Raw genomic sequence first — 12,595 nt, 5'->3', positions numbered from 1 at the left:
CATGCAGCATTTGCGTGGCCGTCTAGAGGATCTGCAAGCCGCTCACCAATATCGCCAGCGGCGAATTTTGGACGGGCCTCAACAGCCTCATCAAATCATCGATGGTCGCCGCGTACTGGCTTTTTGCAGCAATGACTATCTGGGTTTAGCCAATGATGTGCGGGTAAAGGCTGCGTTTCAGGCGGGAGCAAAACATTTTGGCGTCGGTGCGGGCGCCGCTCATCTCATCAATGGTCACACCCGCGCCCATCATCACCTAGAGGAAACGCTTGCCGATTGGACGGGCAGGCAGCGCGCTTTGTTGTTCTCTACGGGCTACATGGCGAACTTGGGCATCGCTCAGGCTTTGTTGGGTCGAGATGACTTGATTTGCCAAGATCGCCTCAATCATGCCTCTTTGATTGATGCGGCGCGCCTAAGTGGTGCCCGGTTGCAGCGCTATGCACACGCCGATGTCGAAGCTTTGCAGCGCCGACTGCAAGCCACCCAGAAACAGGTTTTGGTCAGTACAGATGCGGTATTTTCTATGGATGGAGACCTGGCACCCCTGCCCCAGTTGGCTGAGCTGACCCACCAGCGTGCGATGCTGATGGTAGATGATGCTCATGGTTTTGGTGTCTTAGGATCCAGTGGCGCCGGCTCATTGGAGCACTTTTCCCTAAGTCAGAGTGAGGTGCCCATTTTGATGGCCACGCTGGGTAAGGCTTTGGGAACAGCGGGGGCGTTTGTCGCAGGGTCCGATGAATTGATTGAGACCCTGATACAAGCGGCGAGAACGTATATTTACACTACAGCCATGCCAGCAGCTCTGGCCCAGGCAACGCTCGAAAGTATCCGTATTATTCGCGAGGACCCCGAGCCGCGTTCTCGCCTGCAAGAAAATATTGATTATTTTCTGCACATTGCCAAGCAGCAGGGGCTGGCCATTGGTGGGCGCCAGGCGACCCCCATCCAAGTTCTGATTCTGGGTGAATCGATGCATGCTCTGCGCATCGCCGAGCAGCTTTGGGAAGCGGGCTTTATGGTGCCGGCCATTCGTCCTCCTACCGTACCCAAAGGCCAAGCCCGATTGCGCATTACTCTGAGCGCTTTACACGAGCAGGAAGACATTGACCGACTGGTTGATGCTCTGGCAAATTTTATACAGGAATAAATTCTGACACTTTTTTCTTGTATTTTTGCCAAGCCCGCAGACACAATCAGGTTTGATAAAAACATCACTCGACTTGGAGGAAAATCTAAAATGATGGCTGTTCAATTTGTTCTGCTGGTCATAATTGTGGTTTCCGGTCTCATGTTCTACAGCCGTTACCGCGCCGCCCTGACCCCGCCCCCAGCATCCAGCTATAACTACAGTAAGGCTGAACACTTTCTGAATCAGGAAGACATGCAGATGTTGCAGGCTATCGAAGATACCGTAGGGGATGAGTATCGGGTGTTTGCCAAAGTCGATGCGTTGGACATCATGAATGTCAAAGTCACCCAGGATCAGCCCTACCGACAGGCTCTGACCGCCCGGCTTAAAGGCAAGAAGCTGGACTACGTGGTGGTGCGTAAGAGTGATTCCTCTCCGATATGCGCCGTACGTGTGCGCAGCGGTAAGCCTGGCAGTCCGCTGATTCCAGATCGCGATGCGTTTTTAAGCGAGGTCTGCGCAGAAGTGGAACTGCCGCTCGGCTTTATCGATCCCGAACAGGGATCAGCCGCGCGTCTGGCCAAGACCACGGTAGCGGGCATGCTGGAAGGGAAAAAGCCAGCCAAAGCTGCTAAGCCTGCAGAGGCCAAGGAAACGGTGGCTGAGGTAATGCCGCCGCAAGAAGGCTCAAGCCCAGCTTAGTTATTCAGGCACGCAAATCTCGTTGCGCCAGATGGCTAGGGCTGTGCGGTAGATCAAACCAATAATGATTAGGGTGAAGATCACCAGCAGCCCGATAGCCAGCACATGGTGGGCATGTAGACCAGTGTGCTCATAGAGAACCATAGCGGCCAAAGTCATGGCTGCCATGGGGAATGAATAGGCCCACCAAGAAAGAAAAAATTTAATCCGGCTAAATAGCCCTATTTGGGTGAACAAAAGCAGGGTGAAAAAGAAGGCGGCATACACCAATATGCGCGCAAACGCGTCCAAGTGGCCGGTCAGCACCATGTAACTGAGAAAACCCACAGCCGGCGGCGCGATGAGAATAAATAGGGTAGGCACCAGACGCTCGGGCAATGGGTCGTGGAAAATGACCCGATAAAAAATAATCCCCAAAAGCACGATCCAGAAAATCAGGCCAATGCTGAAATAAAACCAAGAGATTTCCACAAAACCGTGGAATACCCCACCTATGGGTACAATGATATTGCCCACTACAGGGATAAACCAAGCGGGGTTCATGTGCTGGATTTGAAAGCTGGTGTGATTGATCCAAATCGACATCACATACAGCAAAAAGACCAACTGCAGAGCGCTGCCAACAACCCAAAATCCCAAAGAGATGCCGGGCGCCAAGTGCATCAAGGCAATTGAGATCAAGATTAGGGTGATGGAGAACGTGGCGAAAAAGTTACGTTTCACCGGATGGTTGAGCTCGGCCAAAACCGCGTCGCGATGGCGCAGGAATTTTAGGATATAAAGCGTTGTGACCGCCAAGAAGGCAAGGCCAGCAAATGCCAAAATCCCCAAGCCAATGATATGGGGCACGGCGACAATACTGTCGGCGCGCAGCCAAACAATGGCAAAACCCAAAAGGCCCATGAGCATGGCGTAAAAGGCGATGGGAAAGTGCGCAAGACGCGCAGGCATGGTTTCAGTCATAAGGATTTAACACGATAGAGAGTGAAGGCGCGCTACTCTAGCGCATCCGCTGCATCGAGGAAACGCGCCGCCCAAGCAGAAAGAATGCCCGCCACGTAATTGGCGTCTTCGGAGCGGGTTAGCATGTGGTCTACATGATCCAACGAAATAAAACTTTTGGGATGACGCGCGGCTCGGTAGATCATTGCCGCATGGTCAATCGACACCACATCGTCCTGAGGGGAATGGAAGATCATGAGCGGACGATTGAGCTGGGCAACTTTCCCCAGAATATCATGCTGGCCCAAGTCTTCGATGAAATGATTTTGAATACTGAGGTCACGTCCCTGAAGAGAAATCTTAGCCTCTCCATGGCGGCGTATGGTGTCCAAGTGGGTATCGAACAAATGCGTTACATGCTTAGCATTACTGGGAGCGTTAATAGTGGCTACTGCTCGCACTTCGGGAATATCGCCAGCAACAGCTAGCACTGCGGCCCCGCCTAAGCTATGCCCCACCAACAACTGTGGCGCCGCATACTCGCGGCGCATAAACTCGGCCGCACAGCGCAGGTCTGCTAAATTCGAGCCAAAATTGGTTTCGCCGAAATCGCCGCCGCTGTCGCCAAGCCCCGTGAAGTCAAAGCGCAGCAGCGCCATCCCGTGTTTACGCAGCGCGGAACTGAGACGGGCGGCAGCGAGAATATCCTTAGAGCAGCTAAAACAATGCGCATAAAGCGCATAGGCACGGGGTTTGCCCTCCGGTAAATCTAGCCGTGCTGCTAAAACATGGCCAAGGCTTCCCTCAAACTGGAGTCGCTGGGTTCCCGCTGGCATGGTCAATAAGCAGCGTCGAAGCGAAACGTTTGATCAATGCCCTGCGCGAGTTCTTGGGTGTTGCGTGGATAAAAAAGGAATAGGCGCTCGCCGGTTTCAGAAAACAATAACACGGCGCCATCGCCCACATTATTGCGTTCTGCAACAGCGCGTCCTTGAGGTTCGCCTAGGTTGGCAATCAGAAAGTGCATGTGCGGTTCATAACGGTCTCGCACTTCATTCATCATTTCGATAACCGCTTGCCCCGACAAAAAGGCAAGATCATAAGTGAGCACGAGAGCAGGGCGCCCGTCGCCAATACGACTCATATCAGTGGGATAAGAACCCGAAGGCAACTGGCTCCAAATAAATAGGCCCGCGCTAATAATGATCAGCGGGGTAATTAGCAGGCGCGCCCAGCGCGGCATACCATTTTTGCCAGGATTGTTTTCAGTCATAAGCCTACTCTGGGGTTTGTCGTTGGTGCAGGGGTATAATTCATGGTAACCGAAGGTGTCGCAGCCCGCATCACCCAGCCTGGTTTAAGGGGTCAATCACATGAAATTAAAGAGCATTCTTTACGCAACGGATTTGTCCTCGGGTGCGGATAATGCAGGTCGTCGCTCTTTACAGTTACAGGCTGAGCATGGTGCCACTCTGAGGGTTTTAAGCGTTCTGAGCGGTGGCTTCGGAGTTGAAGCGCGTGGTCGCGCCCCTGGAGCGGACAGCGATACGGCCTTGGCGGCGCAAATAGACGATCAGACGCAATCAATGCGTGAGCGGTTGATGGCTCTGGGCACGGTGGATGATGGACGCACGGAATACGTGTGTGAACAGGGTCAGGGCTATCGCAAGATCCTCGAACACGCCGAGGCTATGAAGGCAGACTTGGTCGTGGTGGGTTCGCATGGACAACGCCGTATTCAGGACGTGCTGCTGGGAACCACCACCCATAACTTGGTGAATCGCACCGAGCGTCCGATTCTGGTGGTGAAAAATGCCGCGGCCAGTGCCTACCAGCGTGCCGTGGTCCCGGTCGATTTTTCGGCGCTCTCTTCCGCGGCTTTGCGCTGGGCCAACGCCTTGGCTACTCAAAGCCCTTTGCTCGCGATTCACGCTTTTGATATGAGTGCTTTGGATGAAGTACTGCGCAATCGTCTGCAAGCCAGCGAACTCAAGCGCATCGAGAAAGATGTCCAGGCGGACCGGCAGTTAGAGTTAGAGCGCTTTTTGGATGCCAGTAAACTGGGTGAGGGGCGTTATGAGGCTAAGCTGGTCTTGGGTCAGGCTCATGACATGATCGCCAAGACGGTGGTTGAGACCAAAGCCGATTTGGTGGTCATGGGTACTCATGGGCGAGGCCGAATTAAGGATGTACTGCTCGGTGGTGTTGCCCGCCGCGTGGTTCATCAGATCAAAGAGGCTGATGTGTTACTGGTGCGCAAATAACGCGATATTAAGCGGCCAGATCCCGAAACTGCAGCTCAGCCAGACGGGCATAAAGGCCACCCTGAGCGATGAGCTGATCGTGGCTACCCGTGGCGACGATGCATCCCTGATCCATCACAATGATGCGATCTGCTTGACGCACAGTGGCGAGACGATGCGCAATAATCAGCGTACTGCGGTTTTGCATGAGACGCTCCAAGGCCTCTTGCACCAAACGCTCGCTTTCAGCATCTAAAGCGCTGGTGGCTTCATCCAGCAACAACAGCGCAGGATCGCGCAAAATAGCCCGCGCAATGGCAATGCGCTGGCGCTGGCCGCCTGATAGGCGCACGCCGCGCTCACCCAAATGGCTGTCGAATCCATCGGGCAAGCGGTCCAAAAATTCACTGGCATAAGCCGCCTCGGCAGCGGCCCGGACCGCATCAGCAGAAGCGTTATCCTGACCAAAAGCGATATTTTCCCATGCGCTGGCACCAAAAATCACCGGATCTTGTGGAACCAACGCCATGCGCTGGCGTAACTGAGCCAGATCGGCGCAGCGCAAATCCACGCCATCGAAGCGGATGACGCCCGATTCGGGATCATAAAAACGCAGCAGTAATTGTAATAAAGTTGATTTTCCAGCTCCCGAGGGGCCTACCAGCGCTAGCTTCTCGCCGGGGGCCAGAGTGAGATGAATGCCGTCCAACGCGGGGCTATCCGGGCGTGAGGCATATCGGAAAACCACATTGTCGAACTCGACTTTGCCTGCCGCTGGAACGGGCAAAGCTGCGGCCATCGCTGGTGAGGTAATCGTGGGTTCGGTATCCAAAAGTTCAATCAGACGTTCCGCAGCACCAGCAGCGCGCAACAATTCACCGATGACCTCGCTGAGCGCGCCCACGGCGCCCGCCACCAGCACCGCATAAAAAACAAAGGCCGCCAGCTGCCCATGAGTCATACGGCCCGCGAGCACATCATGACCGCCCACCCACAACACCAAGGCAATTGCGGTAAACACCAAGAGCATGACCAAAGCGCTGAGTAGGGCGCTGACTCGGGTGCGGTTGACCGCAGCCTGAAACGCGCCTTCCACTTGCTGACCATAACGCAGGGTATCGACGGCCTCGCGGCAAAAAGCCTGTACCGTCCGGATGCCATACAGTGTTTCATCGATGTACGCCCCCACATCAGCAACGCGATCCTGACTTTGGCGGGATAAATCGCGTACGCGTCGCCCCAATATCCAAATAGGAATAAACACCAAGGGCACGCCCAACATGACCCAGAATGTGAGTTTAGGACTGGTAATGGCCAACAGGGTCAAGCCACCGCAAAAAAGCAGGAAATTGCGCATAGCAATCGCCAGAGTGGAGCCTACAACCACCTGCACCAAGGAGGTATCAGTAGTGAGCCGGGAAATCACCTCACCCGTTCGCGTCACCTCAAAAAAGCTGGGGTCCAGACGCAGTACCCTCGTGAAGACAGCGCGGCGCACATCGGCCACCACGCGTTCACCAATCCAAGTGACCAGATAAAGCCGTAGCGCAACAGCGACCGCCATCACAGCAATGACCAACAGCAAAAGGCCCAATGCCAAATTCAGAGCGCTGGCATCCCCATCTGCCAAGCCGCGGTCAATCACCAGGCGCAGCACCAAGCCAAAGGCCAAAACGGCGCCAGAGCCGATGACCAGTGCCAACACCGCCAGCATGGCCCGCCCCAGGTGCGGTTTGGCAAAACCCAGTAGCCGCCCCAATACCCTCAGGTTCAGGCTGGTGGGGCGATCACTGATACTGAAATCATGTTCGGCCAATAGGGGATCCAACAAAGATAGAGAGCAGAGGCTACAGTATAGCAGCGCCTGACCCTTGACCCTGGTGGGAGGGCACGCCGATACTCGGGTTTCTGGGGGATGAAGGAGTTGCACATGAGCCTGATCAAGCGTCGTATGTGGTGGTTTTCGGTTCTCCTATTGAGCCTGACCTGCGTGGCTATTGCTAAGGCGGATACCCAGCCCGGTTGGTGGGACAGAGCTTGGTGGTCTGATGGCCAGCTGCCCGTGCCCGATAATTATGGGGTCCAAGTGGAGCGCTTTGAGATATCTACCGATGAGGTGGATGTGCCGGTATTTATGGCCCGCCCCGATGCACAAGGTGATTTTCCCGGGGTGTTATTCGTGCATGGGCGCCGCGGTGTAGATCCTTTGCTACAGGGGCACGTGCGTCGTCTCGCCGCCCGGGGATTTGTGGTTTACGCTCCGGATCTTTATCAGGCGCGATTCATTGAGACGATGCCCATCGAGCATGATTATGTGCTTGAGAGCGATTTGAATGAGGTCTTGAATGCCATCATCGCTGGGCCACGCCACGGTGGAAACAAGCTCTGCGTCTACTCACACACTCGTGGTGGGTATTTAGCCCTGAAACTCGCCGTGACTTTTGAGCGCCAAGCCGATGCCTTGGCCTGCTTCGTGAGCTATTACCCGCACATGCAGGACCCCAATGCACCCGAGCCTATGCAGGTCTATCGTTATGCGTTGGAGGCGGACCAATTGCGCATTCCGAGTATGATTTTTGTCGGTGAAAATGAGCAGTATCAGCGCAAACGCGGCATTGATACGGCGGTAGAAAGCATGCGTGACAAGGGTTTACCCGTGCAGCTGTTCACCTATCCTGGGATCGGTCGAGGTTTCGATTTCCGCGATTTGCCGATACGCACTTTTGCTGATGATCTTGCCACTCGGGATGCCTTGCAGCGCTCATCCCAGTTCATGCACCAGCACCTTAGCCCTTAACCTAAGTCGACGCGATTAGATCAGGCCGCGCTCTGCCAGTGAGACACACTCATCACCGACGATGACATGGTCCAGTACGCTGACATCCACTAAGGCCAGAACATCTTGGATGCGGCGGGTTATTAGCTCATCGGCGCGCGAGGGTTCGGCTACTCCTGAGGGGTGGTTGTGGGCCAGAATCACCGCCGCTGCGTTATGACGCATCACCAAGCGCAGCACCTCGCGCGGGTGGACTCCGGCGCTGTCTATCGTGCCGCGAAACAGTTCCTCAAAAACCAAGACCCGATGGCGTTTATCCAACAATAGGCAGCCAAAAACCTCATAAGGATAATCACGCAGCTGCGCCGCCAGTACTTCGCAGGTTTGTGCTGGGTGGGTGATCTTCTCGCCGCGATCGAGCTTTGCCAGCATGTGGCGACGGTGCATTTCCAGTACAGCTTGCAGTTGGGCGTATTTGGCTGAGCCCAGCCCTTTGTAGCTGCAAAATGATTCTTGAGTGGCCGTCAGCAATGGTCGCAAGCCGCCAAACTGGGTTAGCAATTGCCGAGCCAAATCCACCGCGCTCACGCCTTGCGTGCCAACGCGCAGAAAAATAGCCAGTAACTCCGCATCCGATAACGATGCAGCACCCTTGAGTAATAATTTCTCGCGCGGCCGCAACTCAGCCGGCCATTCATGAATTGCCATGAGGAAACCTCCTTGTTTCCGTGAGTAGTTAGGACATCGGCGGGTAGTCGGTATAGCCTTTGGGACCCGGCGTATAAAAAGTGTCGCGATCAGGCTCGGTCAGCGGCGCATTGTGTCGAAAACGTTCCGGCAAATCAGGGTTACTGATAAAGGCATTGCCAAACACCGCCGCATCGGCGCGCCCCGAGCGAACCATCTCCTCAGCAGATGCTTGTGTGAGATTGCCTCCCGCCAGATAGGCGTCGCCACGGAACAAGGGTCGCAGCAGTTCATGATAGTCGGTGCTGGCTTCAAATTGCGCCACGTGGAGATAGGCCAAACGGTAATCATTAAGTTGTTCGACCAAGTAGCTATAGGTATCTTGGGGCGTATCGTCGGCAATGTCGTTGAATACCATCTCTGGTGCCAGTTTGATGCCGATGTAGTCACCACTACGAACCGAAGCCATGGCATCAGCCAGCTCTAGAATAAACCGAGCACGGTTTTCCAAGCTGCCGCCGTATTCATCATCGCGCAGATTCGAACGGGAGCACAGAAACTGCTCCGGCAGATAACCGGAAGCGGCATGCAGCTCGACGCCATCAAACCCCGCGAATAAGGCGGTCGCCGTCGCGGTTCGGTAGTCCTCGATCACTTCCTCAATCTCGTCAATGGTCATAGCTCGCGGTGTGACAAAGGGTTTGGGCCCAGCGTCGGTGAGTGACTCTCCCCGGGCCGGCACAGCCGAGGCCGACACGGGGGTGGCGCCTCCCGGTAGAAAACTGGGATCAGAAATGCGCCCGGCATGCATTAATTGCATCACGATAACCCCGCCTGCGGCATGCACTGCATCGGTAATTTGCCGCCATGCATCGACTTGTTCATCGGTGCAGATGCCCGGCGTACGCAAATAGCCTTTGCCCATATCGCAGGGATAAACGCCCTCGGTGATAATTAGCCCGGCACTGGCTCGTTGAGCATAGTATTCGGCCATTAACTCGGTCGGCGTGCCGTCATCCGCCGCGCGGCCACGGGTCATTGGTGCCATGACAACTCGGTTCTTGAGGTCCAGGGCTCCGGCGTACAAACGCGAAAAAAGATCCACATCTTTGCTGGGCATGAAAGCTTTTCCCCTGATCCTGATAAGATGGCTAGCTTGAGCTAAGTGTTCGCATTCTAACAGGATTCATTTTTGAGTCATTTGCTGCTTGTTGTTGCAGCGACTGGCTGATCAGTAACGGACCCACCATGACTGAGACGCGAGATTACATCCGCGATGGCGCTGCCATCTACGAACAATCCTTTGCCACCATTCGTGCCGAGGCACAACTGTCTGGGCTGAGCTTCTGGGAGGAGCGCGTGGCGGTACGCATCATCCACGCATGCGGCATGGTGGATGTCACACCGCATCTGGCGTTCTCTCCGGGGGCTGCTGACGCTGGTCGGGCGGCCTTAGTCGCGGGATGCCCTATTCTTTGTGACAGTGAAATGGTGGCCCACGGCATCACGCGCTCGCGTTTGCCGGCTGATAACCCGGTGATTTGCACGCTTAATGATTCGCAGGTGCCCAGCTTAGCTCGCGCACAGGGCAATACCCGCTCGGCGGTGGCATTAGACCTATGGGGTGAGCGGCTGCGGGGAGCTGTGGTTGCCATCGGCAATGCCCCAACGGCTTTGTTCCATTTGCTGGAATTATTGGATGCTGGTGCACCGCCCCCGGCTTTGATTATCGGCATGGCAGTGGGCTTTGTCGGTGCCGCCGAGTCGAAACAAGCTTTGGCCGATGAAAGTGCCCTCGCATCCATCGTCGTGCACGGGCGTCTGGGCGGGAGTGCCATGGCAGTAGCGGCGATTAATGCTTTGGCCTGTGAGCGCGAATAATGGCGATAGGTCGCTTATTGGGAATCGGCTTGGGACCGGGCGATCCGGAACTACTCAGCTTGAAGGCATTGCGCCTGCTGCAAAGCGCGCCGGTGGTCGCTTATTTCGTCAAACCTGGTCGCGAAGGTCAGGCTCGGCGCATTGCAGCGCCACATCTTTTGCCGCGGCAAAAAGAGCTGCGCTTGGAATACCCCTTCACCACTGAAGTATCGCTCAGCGACAGCCGTTATCATGAGCAAATGCACCAATTTTACGATGACAGCGCAGTGCGCATCGCGGCATTGCTTGATGCCGGCCAGGATGTAGCGGTGATTTGTGAGGGGGATCCGTTTTTCTATGGGTCTTACATGTACTTACATGATCGACTGGCTGAGCACTATGATACCGAGGTCGTGCCCGCCGTGACGGGAATGAGCGCCTGCTGGACGGCGGCGAATACACCCATCACCCATGGCGATGATGTGCTCACCGTTCTGCCTGGCACATTGCCCGCTAGTGAGATGCAGGCGCGTATCCCCAGCAGCGATGCCCTGGTTTTCATGAAAGTGGGTCGGCAATTACCGAAAATTCGCGCGGCCCTGCAACAGGCTGGTCGCTTACAGCGCGCCTATCTGGTAGAAGGTGGCAGCATGCCTGAGCAGCGCGTACGGCGTCTGGCCGACGTGCCCGAGGAAGAGATCCCCCCGTATTTCAGCATCGTCCTGGTGCCCGGCAGGCTGGGTCAACGATGAGCGGCGGGCGACTAGACATTATCGGGCTGGGGCCAGGCGCTGCAGATCTGCAGTGTCCGCGCGCCACCCAAGCCCTGCATCAGGCGACGGACTTATTGGGCTATCTGCCCTATGTGCAGCGAGTTCAAGCGCATCCTGAGCAATGTGTGCATGCCTCTGATAACCGCGAGGAAATCCTGCGGGCTCGGCATGCCTTGCAGTTGGCTGCGGACGGCCGCCAAGTCGCTGTGGTCTCGGCCGGCGACGCTGGCGTATTTGGCATGGCAGCGGCGGTCTTTGAAGCCCTAGAACAGGGCGATCTGCAGTGGCGTGAGCTCCCCATCCAAGTGCATCCCGGCATCAGCGCGGTATTGGCTGTGGCCGCCCGGCTGGGTGCGCCACTGGGCAATGATTTTTGTGTGATTTCCTTGTCGGATAATCTCAAGCCCTGGACGGTGATTGAGCACCGCGTAGCCCACGCAGCGCAAGCAGGCCTGGTGATGGCTTTGTACAACCCCATCTCACAATCTCGCCCCTGGCAATTGGGTAGCACTTTTGCCTTGTTGCGACGTCATCTGCCGGCCAGCGTGCCGGTGATTTTCGCCCGTGCCATTAGCCGTGAAGACGAAGCTGTACTTGTGACTTCACTGCAGGATGCCCAGCCAGAGCAGGCGGATATGCGCACCTTAGTGCTGATCGGCACAGCCGAGACCCGCTGCCTTGAGCGCCCCGATGGTGGCGCCTGGGTTTATACGCCGCGCTCTGTGGGTGGCGGCTTGTAAGCGCTCAGCCAGCTCAATGCCGCCGCAGCATCGGCCGCCACGGCGGTCGCAGGGGGCATGGCGGGGCGATTAAGCATCAGCACGGGTAAACCCAGTTCGCGGGCGGCTAAGAGCTTGGCTTGGGTGGCCTGACCCCCCGAATTTTTGCTGACGATTACCTCGATTTTGTGCTTTTTCAGTAGCTCTAGTTCCTCAGCCAGACTGAATGGCCCACGATCATGTAGACAGAGGCTATTGGGCGGCATCTGCTCGGGCGGTTCGATACTGCGCAGCAGGTAAAAATGCTGGGGGGCAGCAACAAACTCGCCCACATGTTGCCGGCCAATGCTTAAAAACACGCGCCTGGATTCGGCTCCTAGGGCTTTGATCAGGCTGACCCAATCATTCATGCAGCGCCAGTCATCAGCGGTTTCGGGTTGCCAAGCAGGACGTTCCACACGCAGCACTGCAATACCCACTGTCGCCGCAGCTTCAACGGCGTGGCGAGACATTTGTGCGGCAAAAGGATGGGTGGCGTCGATAATGAGATCGATATCTTGCTGGCGCAAATAGTCGATCAGGCCAGGAATGCCGCCAAACCCGCCTTGGCGCACCGGCCAGTTGGGAAGCTGCGGCGATTGGGTGCGTCCTGCTAGTGAGTAAACGCCTTGATATTCACTGTTTGGAATCAGGTGCTCGACAATTTGCCGCGCTTCCTGAGTGCCACCCAGTAGCAAAATGCGCACTGGGCCGGGCAT

At 56.0% G+C, this 12,595-nt stretch carries 14 protein-coding genes; 7 read left to right on the top strand and 7 right to left on the bottom strand.

Annotated elements, in window-relative coordinates; translation table 11 throughout:
- Position 1 precedes the first annotated feature (1 nt).
- Both bioF and CKX93_RS04475 read left to right on the top strand, forming a co-directional pair.
- On the top strand, positions 2–1,153 hold the full coding sequence (bioF, locus tag CKX93_RS04480; protein WP_076755930.1) for an 8-amino-7-oxononanoate synthase: 1,152 nt from the start codon (positions 2–4) through the stop codon (positions 1,151–1,153).
- A 90-nt stretch (positions 1,154–1,243) separates the two neighbouring features.
- Positions 1,244–1,837, top strand: a complete 594-nt coding sequence (locus tag CKX93_RS04475; protein ID WP_076755494.1) for a DUF2726 domain-containing protein — start codon at positions 1,244–1,246, stop codon at positions 1,835–1,837.
- Here the strand turns inward: CKX93_RS04475 and CKX93_RS04470 are convergent, their stop codons facing one another.
- From CKX93_RS04470 to CKX93_RS04460, 3 genes are read right to left on the bottom strand one after another with little or no spacing between them, the layout of a single operon-like run.
- On the bottom strand, positions 1,838–2,788 hold the full coding sequence (locus CKX93_RS04470) for an SLAC1 anion channel family protein (protein ID WP_234982809.1): 951 nt from the start codon (positions 2,786–2,788) through the stop codon (positions 1,838–1,840). It lies immediately after the preceding gene.
- Positions 2,789–2,832: 44 nt separating this feature from the next.
- The gene (locus CKX93_RS04465) at positions 2,833–3,615 is read right to left on the bottom strand and encodes an alpha/beta hydrolase family protein (protein WP_076755492.1); all 783 of its coding nucleotides are present in this window, start codon (positions 3,613–3,615) and stop codon (positions 2,833–2,835) included.
- A 2-nt stretch (positions 3,616–3,617) separates the two neighbouring features.
- Complete coding sequence (locus CKX93_RS04460; RefSeq protein ID WP_076755491.1) at positions 3,618–4,052, bottom strand: hypothetical protein; 435 nt, start codon at positions 4,050–4,052, stop codon at positions 3,618–3,620.
- 100 nt (positions 4,053–4,152) lie between these two features.
- On the opposite strand from CKX93_RS04460, the gene CKX93_RS04455 reads away from it, so the two are divergent.
- Entirely contained in the window at positions 4,153–5,043 is an 891-nt protein-coding gene (locus tag CKX93_RS04455) for a universal stress protein (protein ID WP_076755490.1), read from the top strand.
- A 7-nt stretch (positions 5,044–5,050) separates the two neighbouring features.
- On the opposite strand, the gene CKX93_RS04450 is transcribed toward CKX93_RS04455, so the two are convergent.
- Positions 5,051–6,838, bottom strand: coding sequence for an ABC transporter transmembrane domain-containing protein (locus tag CKX93_RS04450; RefSeq protein ID WP_076755929.1), 1,788 nt, complete (start codon positions 6,836–6,838; stop codon positions 5,051–5,053).
- A 114-nt stretch (positions 6,839–6,952) separates the two neighbouring features.
- Between CKX93_RS04450 and CKX93_RS04445 the strand changes: the two genes are divergently transcribed.
- The gene (locus tag CKX93_RS04445) at positions 6,953–7,819 is read left to right on the top strand and encodes a dienelactone hydrolase family protein (protein WP_234982808.1); all 867 of its coding nucleotides are present in this window, start codon (positions 6,953–6,955) and stop codon (positions 7,817–7,819) included.
- A gap of 15 nt (positions 7,820–7,834) precedes the next feature.
- Here the strand turns inward: CKX93_RS04445 and radC are convergent, their stop codons facing one another.
- Positions 7,835–8,506, bottom strand: a complete 672-nt coding sequence (gene radC, locus CKX93_RS04440) for a RadC family protein (protein ID WP_076755489.1) — start codon at positions 8,504–8,506, stop codon at positions 7,835–7,837.
- Positions 8,507–8,534: 28 nt separating this feature from the next.
- Positions 8,535–9,605 (bottom strand): alkene reductase, encoded by a 1,071-nt coding sequence (locus CKX93_RS04435; protein ID WP_076755488.1) that lies wholly within the window; start codon positions 9,603–9,605, stop codon positions 8,535–8,537.
- Between the two features lie 110 nt (positions 9,606–9,715).
- On the opposite strand from CKX93_RS04435, the gene CKX93_RS04430 reads away from it, so the two are divergent.
- From CKX93_RS04430 to cobJ, 3 genes are read left to right on the top strand one after another with little or no spacing between them, the layout of a single operon-like run.
- A complete protein-coding gene (locus CKX93_RS04430; RefSeq protein WP_476700547.1) occupies positions 9,716–10,366 on the top strand; it encodes a precorrin-8X methylmutase in 651 nt (216 codons plus the stop codon).
- Positions 10,366–11,097 (top strand): precorrin-2 C(20)-methyltransferase, encoded by a 732-nt coding sequence (locus CKX93_RS04425; protein ID WP_076755486.1) that lies wholly within the window; start codon positions 10,366–10,368, stop codon positions 11,095–11,097. Before CKX93_RS04430 ends, CKX93_RS04425 begins: the two co-directional genes overlap by 1 nt.
- On the top strand, positions 11,094–11,858 hold the full coding sequence (gene cobJ / locus CKX93_RS04420; RefSeq protein WP_076755485.1) for a precorrin-3B C(17)-methyltransferase: 765 nt from the start codon (positions 11,094–11,096) through the stop codon (positions 11,856–11,858). The genes CKX93_RS04425 and cobJ overlap by 4 nt, the downstream gene beginning before the upstream one ends.
- Here the strand turns inward: cobJ and CKX93_RS04415 are convergent.
- Entirely contained in the window at positions 11,825–12,595 is a 771-nt protein-coding gene (locus CKX93_RS04415) for a cobalt-precorrin-6A reductase (RefSeq protein ID WP_076755484.1), read from the bottom strand. The two genes, cobJ and CKX93_RS04415, sit on opposite strands and share 34 nt — an antisense overlap.

Source organism: Ectothiorhodosinus mongolicus, from assembly GCF_022406875.1.
Taxonomy (GTDB): domain Bacteria; phylum Pseudomonadota; class Gammaproteobacteria; order Ectothiorhodospirales; family Ectothiorhodospiraceae; genus Ectothiorhodospira; species Ectothiorhodospira mongolica.
The sequence above is the reverse complement of the archived record's forward strand: the minus strand, read 5'-3'. Positions and strand labels throughout refer to the sequence as shown.